Origin of the sequence: Clostridium aciditolerans, assembly GCF_016316925.1 — a bacterium.
Lineage (GTDB): Bacteria > Bacillota > Clostridia > Clostridiales > Clostridiaceae > Clostridium_AM > Clostridium_AM aciditolerans.
Genome location: NZ_JAEEGB010000002.1, coordinates 61070 through 77767, shown reverse-complemented (window position 1 = coordinate 77767; position 16698 = coordinate 61070). Strand labels below are relative to the sequence as shown.

Sequence of the window (16698 nt, the reverse complement as noted above, 5' to 3'; positions counted from 1 at the left end):
TACATAACAAGCTGTTACTCTTTGACAGGGGTACATAAATACTTACTTTATTTTTCTTCTGCGTATTTTGCATCTCTCCATGCAACTATTCCACCTGGATATCTATACACATTTTTATATCCTGATTCTTTTGCTATTTTAGCTCCAACATCACTTCTCTCACATGCAACAAAACCACAATATATTACAACTGGTTTATTTTTATCAGCTGGAAGTAATTTAACAAAGGCTTCTTTTTGTTCTGGTTTAACATCTTTTATTCCTGTCTTAGGTAATTCTGCATTAACAGCACCTGGAATGTGTCCATCTTTAAAGTTACTCGCAGGCATTGTATCAACAATGACCATATCTTTTTTGCTGTCTATCCATGACTTTAATTCTTCTGAGCCTACAATTTGATACTTACCTTCTTCTGATGTTTTGACAAGTCTCATTGCGGCCTTTTCAATATTTATTTCATTTCCATCTACTGCTGTTCCAGCCTTCTTAGTAGTAGTTTGTGTTGACTGCGTTTGTTGTGTTGGTTGTTGTCCATTATTTGATGAACAACCAGCAAATAGTGAAACAGTCATTATACTACTTATAAGTATAACTAACCCCTTTTTTTTCATAATTAAACCTCCTATGTACAAATCAACTTAATTTTAGCAAAATTATACATTATTTTTAACAATTATTAAAATTTAAAATATTCTCATTCATATCTATAATTTATTTAAATTTGACTGTCTTTTTTTGCAATTTTATTATTAGTAAATCTCTTTTGCATTCTTATAACCAATAAAAATAAATTCACAACTTACTGCTTAATAATTAAAGGGTATGTATTCCGCTAAAGTAATACATACCCTTTAATTATTAAAACTATAGTTCCTTAGGCACTGTTCCAAAAGATTTAGCCAAGTCATCTGTTAATTTTGTCAAATTGTCTTTCAATATTATATCATCTAAACTTGATAATATTACTTGCTTATCTTTCTCCTCCAATTGAACCTTCTGTTCAATCATATCTATTAATTCTTTTATCTGATTATTTTTTTGTTCTATTATATTTTCGTATTTTTCTTCCATCTCAGTCCAATTCTTATTCAACAGGTTTATTAGTGAAGCCATTTCATCGGAGCTACCTGCTATACGGTTAAATAATAGAAGATTTAGCTCTAATACTTCTGGAATTTGGCTATGAGAGTATCTAAGCTGATGATCTATTTCACCATACCCCTCTTCAAATATTGTTCTCACTTGAATCTCTGCTATAACCTGCTGATTCGTTGGAAAAAATTCTATTAAATAGTGAACAGATCGATAACCAGATTTTCTAGATTTGATTTGAATATCTAGTTCTTCGAATCTTTTAGTATCGTCACCCTCTCTAACATTAGCAGTTATTTCAATAACCTTCCATGTTCTTAATATAAAATTATGAATATCTTCCCAATCATCTTTAAAAATGTGTATTGCCCTTATACCTATGAGGTCGGTTATTTCATTTTTATAATTATCTACAGTAAATTGAAAATCTTTACCATACTTTTCTTTTCTATCTGGAGTTTTTCTAATAATTTTTTCAATTAATCGTTCTCCATCCTTTACTCTAGCCTTTACTGAATGTATTTTCTTATGGGTTCTTAGAGTATTTGCAATAAAATTAGCCTGAGTTTCATAAATGTCCTTAAATTTATTAAAGTCAGCATATATTCTATCTAAAACATTCCAGTCAATTTTATTTTCTATAATAATATTCTCTGAAATATGATATCTCTTCGAAAACTTTTCCTTAATTAGTTCCATACTTTGTCCTCCTAATATAATGAAATCCTTATAATATAATATTATCATATATAGCATAATAAAGTGAAAAATTTCTGAGATGTAAATTACTTATTTACTATGGAACTAATTAAGGTAGATTATTCTAAAATTTTATTTCCACTCATCATATATTCATCTATAGCCTTTTTGCTAAAACGTATTTCACCATTCGCTTTTATACAAGGAAATTTTGAATCTGGATTATCAATAATAGATTTATAGATTAACATAATGTCTACTTTTAAATAATTCGCTAGTTCTGTAGGTGTCATTATATCCTTTTGTTGTTCCTTTAAAGCTAACATGTCATTTGAAATTTTGTTATTTATTGTATTAGTATTACTCATAATTAAATCCATTTTATGCTCAAGTGTATTGAGCCTGCTATATTGACTATATAAAAAATATACTGTAATTGAATTCAATCCTAGTAAAACTGCAAACAAAATTCCCAAACCGTATTTTAAATATTTACTCATTTATTATCCCCCTTTGCTGCAATTTCAGAGCTATAAATACTTTAAATAGGTCTCCCTCTTTTTCTATACGCATTTCACCACCGTGCAGCTCTACAATGCTTTTTGAAATTGCAAGGCCTAATCCAGAGCCTTCAACCTCTGAATTTCTTGATTCGTCTCCTCTTTTAAAACGTTCAAATATTTCTTCAACATCAAAATTCATTTCATAAGATGCTATATTTTTAAAGGATATAATTACTTCATTATCTCCATTCTCAATATCTATATATACTCTAGTGTTTTCCATTGAATATTTCAAAGCATTAGAAACAACATTTTCGATTACTCTCGATATTTGTTTCCCATCTAGATTTAATACAACTTCACTTGCAAAGCTCTTTAATTTGAAATCAATATGTTTTTCTTCATAAAAATTGGAGCACTCTCCCAGTACTTGATAAATTAAATCTACAATATCTACTTTTTCTTTAGCTAACTCCAATTTCCCGCTGTTAATTTTAGAAACTTCAAATAAATCCTCAATAAGAACTTTTAATTTTTTAGCCTTAGAATCTAGAATTTTAATATAGTCTTCTTTTTCCTCTTCTGTTGAATCCTCTCTTTTTAATAGATCTACATAAGTTATTATTGATGTCAAAGGTGTTTTTAAATCATGGGATACATTTGATATTAATTCTGACTTTAGACGTTCATTTTTCACATGTTCCTCTAATGCCTTTTTATAACCTATTTTTACTGAATTAATATTTCCCGCCAAATTAGAGAGATCTCTATTACCTTTCGTATCTATATATAAATTAAAATTGCCTTTAGCAATTTCTTCTGTACCCTTTGAGATTAATCTAAAATATTTTACATCTCTAATCAGTGTTAACAAACAACCTAAAATATAAGCTATATAGAGTATGATAAATCCAATGAAGGTATAATAGGGCATATTATCTGCCAAAAATGCAAATATAACCATTAGTATAATAGCTATAGAGGATAAGGTAATAGTCTTTTCACAAATTCCCCAGTTGTAGTACAACTCCTTGCTTTTGGGTATTATAAAATACAAACGTGATTTTTTAAGTTCTCTTTTTGCACTTTCTTTGCCAACAGTTTTTACCCATTCCATCTTTCTTATAATAAATACTGTAGTAACAATTAACCAAACAAAGACAAAGATAAGTTCTATTGCTGCTTTATAACTAGGACCAAGCACAGTAGCCCATGTATCTACTTTAGTATTAATTCCTGTTTTATCGTACCAGTAATATTCAGTAAAATTTTTTCCTGACTTCAGAAATTCTCTACGGTCTAAATCATTCTCGATAAGAGGCGCATAATTCACTTCATTATCAGCTTTATAGTAATAATATGAATTTTGTTTTATATATTCATTAAAGGGATCTTTTAAGTCTGCAACCTTATGAACGTTTGTATATACTTTTCCATTTTTATTATCTATTATTGCAAACTTCACTTTGAAATCTTTAAAATCCCTTTCTATATCAATTTGTTTAAATTCTCCATTTTTTAATTTTTCTAAATAATCTGTAGTGCAGTATAGCTTTTGACTTAATGGAAAGGAATCTTCCATTAAGTGCTGTTTTAATACAGTTTCATTGTTTGTTATTCTCACTAAACCATTATTTACAATCAAATCTATACTAAATATTCCTGCCAAAATTGTTAAAATCACCATTATAATTATCTGTCTTAACAAGCTTCCCATAAGAATACTTTTAAGGTTTTTCAATTTATTTGTCAATTTTGTATCCAATACCCCACACCACCTTTATGTATTTCGGTTCTTTAGGATTTATTTCCAGCTTTTCTCTAATTCTTCTTATATGCACTGTTACAGTGTTTTCACTCTTATAAAAAGATTCATTCCATACGTTTTCATATATTTGCTTAATAGATAAAACTCTACCAGCATTTTCTGCAAATAACAGTACTATCTTAAATTCTAAGGGAGTCAATTTGATTTCTTCTCCATCTACTTTTACAATATTAGAGGCTTTGTTTATGTTTAATCCCCTTATTTCTATTTCGTCCTCACTTGGAACTTGTGAGTTAATATTGGCATCTCCCAGCAGAAGAAATCTTCTAAGCTGTGATTTCACTCTAGCCACTAGCTCTAAGGGATTAAAAGGTTTAGTTATATAATCATCAGCACCAATATTTAATCCTAATATTTTATCTGCATCTTCACTTTTTGCTGACAGCATTATTACTGGTATATTTTTGTTTTCTCTTATCTTTAAACAGGTTCTTATACCATCGAGCTTAGGCATCATTATATCTAGTATTATTAGATGTATATTCTCTTTTTCTAATATATCTAGCGCTTCCAGTCCATCCCCTGCCTTAAGTACATCTATATCACTACCTTTTAAATAAATTTCGATAGCATCTCTTATTTCTTTTTCATCATCTACTATTAGTACCTTTTGCTTATCCATAATGTCCTCCATTTTGAAAATTTTTCTTTTTTCAGTATTCGTGTAAACATATACTTTTTCCTCCTTTTTAACTTATGGCATATTCAAAAAAATAACTAGTCAGTATGCTAATTTTCTTTCTGATGCCTAACCTTATAAAAATCCTTTAGAAATCTTGTCTATAGGTATAATTTTACAAGGTAAAAATTACGAAATAGTTTACAAAATTATTAAGAATTTCTTACAAATTAAAAGCCGCACTGTATTATCAGTACGGCATCTATCTATAGCTGGCTTATACGCTCTCACTATCTGAAGATGTAGAGTAACTATTTATTTTAAATTTTTTAAGAAAGTTCAACTTTGTTTCCTCTATAATAATTCCTATAAAAATAATTACACTACCTACTATCATTCGAAAAGTCATTGTTTCATTTAAGAAAAATATAGCAAAAATTCCTCCGAATGCAGATTCTAATGTGAATATAAGAGCAGTGCTGGTAGAGGATATATATTTCTGCGCAATGTTTTGCACTAAAAAAGGTATAACAGTGGTTGCAATAACAAGATATGCTATGGACTTTGACATTTTCGGCGTCATATTTATTGTATAGGATTCAAATATTCCTGTTAGTATAACAAACAATAAAGCTGTCACAGCAAACTGTATTATTGTTGAGATTATAGGGTCAGAATCTTTCTTAAAATATTCTATAGCTATCATATGACATGCAAAAGATATTGAGCAAAAAATGGATATTACGTCCCCTTTATTTATATTAAGTGATCCATTTAAGGTTAATAATCCAATACCTATTGTTGCTATAAAGGCCCCAATAATTTCATAGTTGTCTGGAACTCTTTTATTTATAGCCCAAGCTAAAAAAGGAACTACTATTACATATGCACCAACCAAAAAAGATTGTTTTGACGCAGTGGTATATATTATACCTGTTATCAAGGTAAAAAAGGCAATAAATAAAAACATTCCAATTATTAATCCTTGATATATATCTTTTTTTCTTATATTTTTTAACCTTTTACAAAATATAAGAGCTAAAATAATCGTTGACCATACAAACCTTAAAGTCATTAATTGAAATGGCTTTATACTATTTAGGCTATCCTTTACAATTGCATAGCTCGTACCCCAAAACATTGTCACAAAGGCTAGTGACAACGTAGAAACAACAGCTTTTTTATCATATTTTGACATTCACTTCACCCGCTTTATAATTTATAGTAAAAATTGCATGATAAAAATCTCCAATTAAATTATAACTGATATTTTCCAATGCGGGCATATTTTTAGTAATAATTATATTTAAGTTTAGCTGTGACTTAAAATATATTGTAATCTACACTCTTCAAATTAAGTGTTTACTTGTATAAAATATTTGCTTATAAGTATTATTGCGCTCTTTACCAAGGAAGTATACTGATACTGTTCCAAATAAAAAGTTTTCTATTAACAATTCAAAAAAATGACCAAATCTAACTGAGCTCGGCATAAAATCGTTTGGCAAAAGTAAAGGTGTGCATAGCCCAACACTTAAAATAAATCCAACTAATAGATACTTTTCTATACCTGTCTTTAAAGCTACACTTCTTACCGCTAAACATCCAATTAAAGCCCAAAGAACACCGCGAACTATTTGAAATAACACTAGCCAAGGATCTGTAGACAGTTGATTTTTCATATGAAGGATAAATGGAAGGATTTTTTGTGATCCTGTATAGTATTCTCTAAGAAGTGGAAATTGCCAAGCAATAAAATATCCAAATATAAAGTAAAATATTAGATATATTAATGCAAGAATAAAAATATTCAAAGGCAGTTTTTGAGATTCATATTTGAGAATTCTATTTTTAAATTTATTGCTTTGTTCTTTTATCTTTACTGCCACTATTGAAGCTACTATTGCTACAGCTGCACCAGTAAATAAAGTACTAAATATAAGCTGACCAGGCATCCTTATGGCATAATTAAAATATATAGTTTCTATTTGAGTCATGAAAAACATAACTCCAAACATAATTGTAAAAACTGATAATAAAAGCTTTTTACCTGAAAATATACTTCTTTTCGTATACCAAAGGATTATTATAGAATTTAGACAGCATAGGAGAAATAAGTATCCCAGTGCGATAACAGCTTCCTTATATCCTTCATTTTTACCGCTGCTCATCCCTAGTGCTCTTTGTAATATTCCTGATACAATAATCCATGTAATGACCATTGATACTGTTAGTAGCAATAATTGTTTTATATTTTTAAGCATATTGGTATTCAATTTTGTCCCCTCCTCGTTTCAATTTTTGGCAACCCATTTCCATTATAAACCATAATATCTATAAAAACACTATAAAATTATAAGTCTAAGCTTTAGAAAAATAAAAAACTAACTTAATATAAAAATATACTAAGCTAGTCTTATTTTGAGATGTATCTTTTCTATCTAATTACTCCATTAAATGTATAATCTATATAACTCTCACTACTTGCATTATACATTTAATTTGAAAAATCTATCATAGTGCGTAACCAAAATGTTTTGCAATTTTATAATAAACGGGAATTTCCACTCCCAAATTTTTTGCCAATCTTACTACATCAAAAATCTGCCCATCTATTTCTGCTTTTCTACCTGCTTTTATATCCTTTTGCATTGATGATGTGGAATCAGGATTCAATGAATCCAAAACTTTTAAACTAGCTTCTGTTATATCAACATCAAAATTTAACTCAAGTTTATTACCTATTTGTTTTATCTCTTCGCAAAGTTCTTTAAATGTCTCTCTGTACTCACCATCTTCTTGCATTGCTCCTACTGTTATATCATAATATGCTCCACAAGCAGCACATGGAGAAACAAAAGAAAACTTCTGGAAGGTATCAGCCTCAATTTTTTCTGACAAAATTGTATTTATACCACAGTCAACTAATGTATTTTTAATATCATTTAATATATTTGAGTCAATTTGTATGCCTTTTCTTGTACCGAAAACAATTTTAAACAAACTTCCAAGCTGAACAATTGATCCAGGTGCATCAATAAATGCTGATATATAAATGCATCCATCAATAACCTTTACACCATTTAGACTATTGCTCATTCTTTCTCCTACACCATAGCCGTTCATTAAAGGAATTACAAGACTATTCTCATGTGAAACTTTCTTTATAATAGGAATAATATCATTGATAGAATAGCTTTTGACACAAATAAAAATTACATCAGCTTTATCTACATACTCTTCACTTGAAAATGCCCTTATCTTGGGCAAATTTAATTCACCCTTAATTCCAGATTTAATCTTCAGTCCATATTTTTTTATATGCTCAAGATTTTCTCCTCTAGCAATAAAATCTACATCATTATTATTAGAAGCTAAAAAACCTCCAATTGAAGCACCTATACCACCTGTTCCAATAATTAAATATTTCATAATTATCCCCTTTCCTCTAGTATTAATGTTATTTAGGAGTACAAGCAGCATAAATAGCTGCCTACAATAAATATTTCTGTATTCAAGCAGCCCTAATCATAGCAATAGTTGCTATGATTAGGGCCATTAGATCAACATTTCCTATAAGGACATCTTCATTAGTTAAAGTTTTAAGCTCAAATATCATTGAGCGGGAAAGAAGAGTATTATTTGCTTTAAAACCAAATAAATTTATTTTTATATCATAACTCCAATCAGTTTTAAATGTTTAAATATTTAATTTTGTTTCCATTATGATCTATTACTTTTTTTAAATCCTCAAAGGATATCCAAACTGTTGCAGTATTGTCGTTAGGATGAACGCCTAACTTTGTTTTTCCTATTAAATCATTATCGAATACTACTTCTACAGAGCCTTCTTCATCATTTATTACTCCAAGTGGTGTTACTTCTCCTTTTTGAAGTTTCAAATATTTATCAAGTCTCTCTGCAGATGCAAAACTAAGTCTTGTGCTGCCAAGCTGCTTTTGAATATCTTTTAAATCAGCTTTCTTGTCTTTATCTAAAACTACAAGGAAATGTCTTTTACCCTTTTCATCTCTAAGAAATAAATTCTTGCATACATCTCCCTGTTCAGTAATGTTTAAAGCATCCATCTCCTCTATTGTAAAAACAGCTGGATGGTTCATCACCTCATATTTAATATTTAACTCATTTAACTTTTCAAAAACCTTTTCTTGTGCGCTCATTAATATTTACCTCCTAATTTAAGTTTTATTCTTTAGTTTTTCCACTATTATCTAAAGATAACAAATCCTCTTCAACAATTCAATAATTTTATCTAAAAATTCTTACTAAATGATATAGTAGCAAAGCTTTCCTTTAACAGAATCACAAAACTATATTAATAAAATATTCGACATTTCTGAAAAAAAACCTTCTTTATTATCCTTAATCGTAAAAAAAGACCGCCATTATTTTGACGATCTCTTTATTAATTTAACGAATAAAGTTTGTGAATACTTTACCTTCTTTTTCAGGTTCTTCAATTTTTCCTTTTCCAGATTCAACTAATTTCATAAGCCAAGCCATATTTTTGCCAAGGACTCTCATTATTTGAGTACCTTCTTCATCTTCTTTAGCTTCTCCTGGAGCTGTTCCATGTATTACATTCCAATAGTTTGAAGTTGGCATAAGCATTTCAGAATAATTAATGTAATTATTTAATTGCTCAAAAGTAGGAACACCACCTGAACGTCTCACAGCAACAACTGCAGCTCCCACCTTATGCCTTAGCATAGATTTGTTTACACTTGTAACATAAAAAGCTCTATCCAAAAATGATTTCATTGTTCCTCCTATAGCTGAATAATGAACTGGAGAGCCTAGTATTATACCATCTGCCTCTTTCATTTTTTGAATCCATTCATTCACTTCATCCTTAATCACGCATTTTTCGTCTTGATTTCTTACGCAGCCATTACAAGCAAGACAGCCTCTTATCACCTTATTACCTACATGAATAATCTCAACCTCTATGCCTTCTTTTTCTAGCTCCTCAGCAACCATTTTTATTCCATGGAACGTATTTCCTTTCTCTTTAGGACTTCCATTAAATGCAACTACTTTCATTTAGCTCATCTCTCCTTTATATATCTAGTGATAAGATTATAAAAATCCTTTCACTGACTCATTTTTACTTTAAATACCTTTATTGTTCGGCACTAAATATAGTATATTTAACACAACTCTTTGTAACAAGTAGGCACTTTAAAGTTAGATAACTTACTTTAAAGTAGGAATTGTGATTTATTCTATACTTTTAAAAATAAATCAATATAATATTTTTCTTCACTGCTTATAAATTCTATTTTTAATTTTTCTTTTTTATATTATAATCATGTATGAAATATATGTTAAAGTAGGTGATCTTATTTTGATAGAACATAAAGGAAAGTCATACATATGTGCTTTAGATTTGGGATTTGAAATAATAAGAGGTAAATGGAAAGCTGTAATACTTTGTCACTTATCTGATGGCCCAAAGAGATTCCTGGAGTTACAAAGAATTACTTATGGTGTAAGTCAAAAAGTATTAAGCGAATCTCTAAAGCAGCTTGAAGTTGATGGAATAATAATTAAACATATATACGCAGAAATACCTCCAAGAGTTGAATATTCATTGACTGAGAAAGGCCAGGAGTTAGTTCCTGCATTAAAAATAATTGAAGAATGGTCCAAAAATTACTTTTCTGATATATTGAATAAATAAGAAAATAGTTCTAGATAATTACATGATGTTTCCTAAAAATGATTTAAGGAAGCACTATATAAATGCTTCCCTCAATCATAGACATCTAAAAAATAACGAGTCAACTTCTGATCTTATGCTCTCTCATACTTTGGTGGCAGATTTCTCTTGTGCTCGTTATACTCATGCTTCAATCTAATTTTCTCATCTATTTCTTTATCCCCACAGCTCCCATTTTCTATAAATTCATTAATTTGTTTATAGGAAAAACCTAGCTTCTCCTCGTCGGATTTTCCGCTTAACCCGTCACTTGGAGTTTTATGAACCAATTCATAAGGTAAGCCTAAAAAGTCCCCCACTGCTACAACCTCTTCAGTAGTTAGGTCTCCTATAGGATTAAAATCGAAAGCATTATCTCCCCATTTTGTTGTATAACCCACAAAGCCTTCTGACTTATTTCCAGTACCACACACCCTATAATTCATGCTAGTTCCAATTGCATATAAGGTAGTCATTCTCAGCCTCGGAGAAATATTGATTTTAGCATCAATAGATAACTTTTCATCTGCAATGCCTTCTAATAATCCATTGTAGGCCTTTTCTATATTAACTATTTTATAATTAATTCCAAGAATATCTACAATCTTTAAGCTATCAGATATATCCTTCTGCTCCCCATTTGGCATCAAAACACCAAATACTCTTTCTTTTCCTAAAGCTTTAACTAATAATTGGGATGTTACAGAGCTATCCTTACCACCGCTAATTCCAATGATAGCTCCCTTAGCACTAGGTTGATTTTTAAAGTATTCTCTAATCCAATTTATGATATTTTCACATTCTTTTTCTGCATTAAAATCTTTTTTCATTTTTATACCTCCAATTAAAACAAAAAAATAATTTTCTATCTTATTCTAAAATATTACTAAAAGCTCCCGTGAAGCCTATTTCTTATTTCTGATAATGAGTAATCTTTTATCAGATCACCATTCTTAAATACAACTTCTAATAGATTATCCTTGCACTCTTCTTGCTCTTTTAAAGTTAATTCGTCTTTATATAAAATATCTTGTCCTTCTCTATATACGTAACACATTCCCTTTTGTGATTTTTTAAAGTTATCTTTATCTGTTTTAGGCGCCTTAAATATAAACTTTTCTTCACCATCTATTACTGCATGAGTAGCCTTTAATGCAAATCCAAAAGTATCCCTAGTATTGTATTGATAGGTGTATGAACCTATACCAAAGACACAATTATTTACTGCAAAGCCCTTTTCCTCTAATCCCATGCAAATCTGTTCACATCTTTCTACAGTTATACTGTCTCCGTAAATTGTCCCTATCTTACTGTTTAAAACCTTATATCCTTTTGAATTGATTTCTCCGCCAAATATATCCCACAGCAATTCAACAGTTCCCTTATATTCCTCGCTGTCTTTTGCTGCATCTTTATCGCCACAAATTATTTTTACAGGATCTCCACTGTCGCCTCTAATAACAATTTTGCCATCTCTATTTAATATATCTTCTTTCAATCTCGGAATTATATTCGTTATAACATTCCAATAGTCATAGGTGTCAGATACTATGCTTAAAACTCCGGTTGGGAATACCTCAGTGATCAATCTCTTATAGGCCGCAAATTCATCTTCACCATAGCTGCACATTACACTGTGTTCTGTAGAAGGCGTTCCTAGTCCAACTAGTTCCTCTTCTATATTGCAATTATAATATTCCTCTAAATAGCTAATGGCAGGTATTGTCGCCGTTCCTAGAAAGGAAAGTAAATGTGCTGCACCACTAAGTTCTGCACTTTCTATAGAGCTAAAACCTCTCATACTAAAATCTCCACAAGCTTTTCTTATATCCCAATTCTCTACAGTAAGATTAAAGTACTTTTCTATTATTTCTCTATACCTATATGCAATAGTAGCACTTGTCATTGGCTGCCATATATTACAACTCATAAAGGTTTCTAGGTAATTCACGAGCCACGCAAAATCCTCATGGGTATTTGTAATTTCAATCATTGGAGTTTTAATATTTACTCTTAAGCCCTCTGCCACAGCTTTAATTTGTATTGGTAAATATCCTAAATCGTGCAAAGCTTCAATATGCTTTGTATCTGCTGCTATATTTCCCATGGTCTTAGAAATGACTCTTTTATACTCAGAAATCACTTCTTCTTTATCCTTTTGGAAGAAGTTTTCATTAAAGTATTGAATCAAATACTTCTTTACAAAAGGTTGAAGTCCAAACATCACAACTTTATCCATATTTTCTTTTCGAGACATCCTAGGAGTCCAGTAACTCACTAACTTAGTCATTCCATTTGCATAGCACATATGATGAATTGTTTTATAAAAATCTGTTAATAAAAATGGGTTTATCATTATTAGTTCCCCCTATTGATTACTTTTACCTGCAGACCTTCCATTACATCTAATGCCTTTTCATGCAGTGAATCATCAAAGCTGGCGCAAAGACTTGCATCCACTATAATATCAGCATTTCTGTATTGTGATTGGAACATTACCACATTGCTAATTACACATATATTGGTGACAACTCCAACTAGCTCAATTTCATTAATATCCTCTCCTACTTCACTGGCTAGTCGAAGCATATCTTCGTTTGATATTCCAAAGCCTTCTTTTTCATAATGCAGTGTATTTTCTAAAGTTGAGAAATCCTTTATTTTCTCATACAGCTTATGACCATTGGTATTTTTGATACAATGGGAAACAGGCAAATTTTTACCTTCCCTAGTTTGTAAATAGTCTTCGTAATGAGTATCATAGGTAAATAATACCTTATCCCCATTTTCTAGATATTTATTAATCTTATCATATATACCTTGCTCTAATGTTTTTGCTTTTTCAAATCCAAGTGTTCCATCTACAAAGTCCTTTTGGTAATCAATAACTACTAACAGTTTTTTCATAATAAATCCCCCTTAAATTTCGTAGACCTTAATTTTTTCATGCCTTCTATTTAAAATACTATTGGTTGTATATATCCCTGTTATTAAATCATCCTTTAATAAATCCCCTTGAAAAACTGTATTTTCACAGTGAGTGACTGCCAGATATATTTCTGTTGCCCCCATATCCTTTAGCTTAGAAGCTGTCAGCATAAAAGTGCCACCCTTTGAACATAAATCATCCACTATAATAGCCTTAAAGTTTTTTCTTTCCATATGCCCATTAATCTGCAATTTCTTTATACGTCCTGTTCTAAAATCCCGCACTTTATTTGCAGTTAAAACTTTTTCATAGGCTATTTCTTTACCATATCTCTTTGCTGCACCTGCATCTGGATAAACTAAATACACCTCTTCTTCTCCATTATTTAGTTCTTTTAAAAGCTCTTGAGCTAAAATTTTAGACATATCTACTACCTTAACTCTATCTAATAATGCAGTAGATACTTCTGAATGTGGCTCATAAATAGTTACACTTTCGAAATCTAAATTATTAATCACCTTACACAAATGCTTTAGTGTAAAAATCATTATACCTTCTGTTCTGTCCATTCTGCTGTAAGGCATATAAGGGAAAATTAAATTACATTTTACTTTTAGTTCATCTAAATGACTTTTCAAAAATATCAAGTGAGTTATATCCTCATCATTTTCAAAATTAACTCTAATCTCATTATCATCATCTCTTAACTGTAAGCTTTTACTATCAATTAAGGATTCGCCATTAGGAAATTTCTTAAATTCTATTTTCTGACCATTAAAATAAATCATTTCATACCACCCAATCTAATTTTATTACTTAATAGAAAACATTATATTTTCTAAGGAAAATTATCAAATTTCTTTTAAAAATTATGCTCCCAGTTTTCATTGAACTTAAAGACCTTAGCTGGCCTAAAGGGTTTACCCTCTATCCTTTCATCAGTTTCTATAATCATTTCTCCCATTTTTCTTCTGAAGTTTAAAATTTCTCTCCCCATTATTGCTTCATAAACATTCTGCAGCTCCTTTACAGTAAATACTCTTGGTAAAAGGTTAAAAGCAATTGGCGTATACTCCACTTTATTTCTTAATCTATCTATTCCATAGTCCAATATCTTATAGTGATCAAAAGCCAGTTCCTCTGTAGAGTTATCTAATAACCTATAAGCTGTTTCTTTCCTTCTAAAAATGTCTCTTCCAATTTTCTCTGTTACTTCATAATTCATTATTATTTTTTCATCAGTGGATTTAAGAGATATAAGATGTTTGTTTTCTACGCACTGTTCATGCTTTTCAGAACTGATAAGAGTTTTATCTATCCAAAACCATTCACTTCTCTTTTGTAAATCTGCTTCATCAAATTTTATGCTGCTCTTTTCAACTAAAGCAATGTTTCCTACACTGATAATCCTTGTTCTTTTGTCCCTATCCACATCTCCAAAAGTGTATAGCTGTTCAGTATAAACATTGTCTATACCTGTCTTTTCCTTAAGCTTTCTCTTAGCACCCTCATCAAGGCTTTCTTCTATATCAACAAAGCCACCTGGAAGTGCCCACTTTTCTTTATATGGATAGTCGTCTCTTTTAACTAAAATAACTTGCAGCCCTTTTTTAGGAACCTTTCGAAGATTATCTTCATCCCTATCAGCAGTTGTAAATATTATTATATCGTTTGTAATACTCAGCTTTTTATAATCATTTTCATTATAATTTTTTAAAAATTCCTCTTCATTATCTATAAAATGTTTATTCAAAATACTTCGCCTCTACTTATTATAATTTAGATATTATCAATTTGATATTATGTATTTATAATACCTCTTATTCCACTATATGTCAATAGATATTAAAAATTTTCTTACAACTTTTAATATTTACGTATTATATGTATGTAATGTTTGTGGTTTACTTTTTATTAGTTTACATAATACTTAAATTGTAAACCTAAACTTAACGCTATGTAATAAAACTATTTTTATTGTCTATTTTTGTTATAATATATTTATTTTTTATATTTTCTTTTAAGTTACATAAATGTGTAGAATTAATTCTGTACCCTCCTTTTAAATTTATATATAGTATTACATGAAAAAAGGCCAGAAGATGCACTCCTAGCCTTGTAAATTGGGAATTTAAAAATTATAACTTATCCTTTTGAAATTCTTTCTGGAGATATAAAGAAATTTGATTTAAAGCTTTGTCGCCCTCCCCTGAAATCCGATCCATTGTAAGAAATCCATGTGTAGTACCTTTATACATAGCAACAACTACTTCATCACCCGCATGTTTTAACTTTTCAGCATAAGCTTCTCCTTCATCTCGCAGCGGATCAATTTCAGCTATTATTATAAGTGTATGAGGCAATCCCTTAAAATCTTTAGCTAGCAAAGGAGATGCATAAGGGTTTTTTCTATCTTCTTTCTTCGGTATATACAGTGATATATATTTCTCCATATCTTCTCTTGAAATATTAAAGTCATTGGACGACTGAGACCAAGACTTACTATTTAATTCAAATAGGTTTGTAGATGGGTATACTAATACCTGACAAGTTATGTGAGGTCCATTTTTATCCCGTACCATCTGGGATACTGCAGCTGCAATATTTCCACCTGCACTATCACCTGCGACAGCTATATGTTTTGCATCCCCATTAATACTTTCAGCATTTTTATAAACCCACTGAATCACATTATACGCGTCATTTACACCAGCAGGAAAAGGATTCTCTGGTGCAAGGCGGTAATCTACTGATACTACTATTGCTTTTGTATTTTTTGAAAGCTTCCTGCATACATTGTCAATCGTATCTAGATTCCCTGCAATCCAAAAACCACCGTGTAAATAAACAATTATAGGAAGATTACTGCCACCTTCAGGCGTATATATACGTACAGGTATCTTAGTGGAAGATATATCTATATTGACATTTCTTATATTAGAAAAAGGTATAGGTTTAGCACTCCAAATAGTAGAATCCTTATTCAAAATTTCACGTATTTCATTTATTGGTTTTCCCTTAATTGAATTGGGATTAAAGTATTTGTTGACCTTCAACATTACAGCCACCTTCATATTAACTTTGCCATAACTTGTTGTTGTTAACCTTTTAATAAGGAAGAAAGTCCCTATGATAAGAGCCAGGACTATGACTACAAATACCCAAATACCTTTCTTCTTTTTCATTTAGCCAACCTCCGATATTATGCTAAATTTAATTACTAAAAACATAAATTCTATTATGTATTTTATACCAATGCTATTTTATTATACCTTGATTTACCTAATAGCAATCTTTAAACATAAC

Annotated in this window: 17 protein-coding genes; 1 reads left to right on the top strand and 16 read right to left on the bottom strand. The window is 30.1% G+C overall.

Features of this window, described 5'->3' with window-relative positions; translation table 11 throughout:
* Positions 1 to 47: 47 nt before the first annotated feature.
* From I6U51_RS01060 to I6U51_RS01015, 10 genes are all read right to left on the bottom strand, one after another.
* Positions 48 to 611, bottom strand: coding sequence for a rhodanese-like domain-containing protein (locus tag I6U51_RS01060; RefSeq protein ID WP_211140758.1), 564 nt, complete (start codon positions 609 to 611; stop codon positions 48 to 50).
* Positions 612 to 864: 253 nt separating this feature from the next.
* Positions 865 to 1791, bottom strand: coding sequence for a RelA/SpoT domain-containing protein (locus I6U51_RS01055; protein ID WP_211140757.1), 927 nt, complete (start codon positions 1789 to 1791; stop codon positions 865 to 867).
* 119 nt (positions 1792 to 1910) lie between these two features.
* Positions 1911 to 2291: a hypothetical protein gene (locus I6U51_RS01050; RefSeq protein WP_211140756.1), complete on the bottom strand. Its 381-nt coding sequence runs from the start codon at positions 2289 to 2291 to the stop codon at positions 1911 to 1913.
* Positions 2284 to 4059 carry a sensor histidine kinase gene (locus tag I6U51_RS24600; RefSeq protein ID WP_246517021.1) on the bottom strand — a complete coding sequence of 592 codons (1776 nt, stop codon included), beginning with the start codon at positions 4057 to 4059 and terminating at the stop codon, positions 2284 to 2286. The genes I6U51_RS01050 and I6U51_RS24600 overlap by 8 nt, the downstream gene beginning before the upstream one ends.
* Positions 4037 to 4744 (bottom strand): response regulator transcription factor, encoded by a 708-nt coding sequence (locus tag I6U51_RS01040; protein WP_211140755.1) that lies wholly within the window; start codon positions 4742 to 4744, stop codon positions 4037 to 4039. Before I6U51_RS01040 ends, I6U51_RS24600 begins: the two co-directional genes overlap by 23 nt.
* Positions 4745 to 5018: 274 nt before the next feature.
* Positions 5019 to 5939, bottom strand: coding sequence for a DMT family transporter (locus I6U51_RS01035; RefSeq protein ID WP_211140754.1), 921 nt, complete (start codon positions 5937 to 5939; stop codon positions 5019 to 5021).
* A gap of 151 nt (positions 5940 to 6090) precedes the next feature.
* Positions 6091 to 7017 (bottom strand): hypothetical protein, encoded by a 927-nt coding sequence (locus I6U51_RS01030; RefSeq protein WP_211140753.1) that lies wholly within the window; start codon positions 7015 to 7017, stop codon positions 6091 to 6093.
* A 238-nt stretch (positions 7018 to 7255) separates the two neighbouring features.
* On the bottom strand, positions 7256 to 8173 hold the full coding sequence (locus tag I6U51_RS01025; protein WP_211140752.1) for a ketopantoate reductase family protein: 918 nt from the start codon (positions 8171 to 8173) through the stop codon (positions 7256 to 7258).
* Positions 8174 to 8433: 260 nt separating this feature from the next.
* Positions 8434 to 8922: a prolyl-tRNA synthetase associated domain-containing protein gene (locus tag I6U51_RS01020; protein ID WP_211140751.1), complete on the bottom strand. Its 489-nt coding sequence runs from the start codon at positions 8920 to 8922 to the stop codon at positions 8434 to 8436.
* Between the two features lie 250 nt (positions 8923 to 9172).
* Entirely contained in the window at positions 9173 to 9805 is a 633-nt protein-coding gene (locus tag I6U51_RS01015; protein ID WP_211140750.1) for a flavodoxin family protein, read from the bottom strand.
* 304 nt (positions 9806 to 10109) lie between these two features.
* Here I6U51_RS01015 and I6U51_RS01010 point away from each other — a divergent pair, with 304 nt between their 5' ends.
* Positions 10110 to 10445: a winged helix-turn-helix transcriptional regulator gene (locus I6U51_RS01010; RefSeq protein WP_211140749.1), complete on the top strand. Its 336-nt coding sequence runs from the start codon at positions 10110 to 10112 to the stop codon at positions 10443 to 10445.
* Between the two features lie 113 nt (positions 10446 to 10558).
* On the opposite strand, the gene nadE is transcribed toward I6U51_RS01010, so the two are convergent.
* From nadE to I6U51_RS00980, 6 genes are all read right to left on the bottom strand, one after another.
* Positions 10559 to 11293 (bottom strand): NAD(+) synthase, encoded by a 735-nt coding sequence (nadE, locus tag I6U51_RS01005; RefSeq protein WP_211140748.1) that lies wholly within the window; start codon positions 11291 to 11293, stop codon positions 10559 to 10561.
* A 56-nt stretch (positions 11294 to 11349) separates the two neighbouring features.
* Positions 11350 to 12819, bottom strand: a complete 1470-nt coding sequence (locus tag I6U51_RS01000) for a nicotinate phosphoribosyltransferase (RefSeq protein WP_211140747.1) — start codon at positions 12817 to 12819, stop codon at positions 11350 to 11352.
* 2 nt (positions 12820 to 12821) lie between these two features.
* Positions 12822 to 13370 carry a cysteine hydrolase family protein gene (locus I6U51_RS00995; RefSeq protein WP_211140746.1) on the bottom strand — a complete coding sequence of 183 codons (549 nt, stop codon included), beginning with the start codon at positions 13368 to 13370 and terminating at the stop codon, positions 12822 to 12824.
* A gap of 12 nt (positions 13371 to 13382) precedes the next feature.
* On the bottom strand, positions 13383 to 14180 hold the full coding sequence (locus I6U51_RS00990; RefSeq protein ID WP_211140745.1) for a ribose-phosphate pyrophosphokinase: 798 nt from the start codon (positions 14178 to 14180) through the stop codon (positions 13383 to 13385).
* A 74-nt stretch (positions 14181 to 14254) separates the two neighbouring features.
* Positions 14255 to 15145: an NUDIX hydrolase gene (locus I6U51_RS00985; protein WP_211140744.1), complete on the bottom strand. Its 891-nt coding sequence runs from the start codon at positions 15143 to 15145 to the stop codon at positions 14255 to 14257.
* 385 nt (positions 15146 to 15530) lie between these two features.
* Positions 15531 to 16577, bottom strand: a complete 1047-nt coding sequence (locus I6U51_RS00980; RefSeq protein WP_211140743.1) for an alpha/beta hydrolase — start codon at positions 16575 to 16577, stop codon at positions 15531 to 15533.
* Positions 16578 to 16698 lie beyond the last annotated feature (121 nt).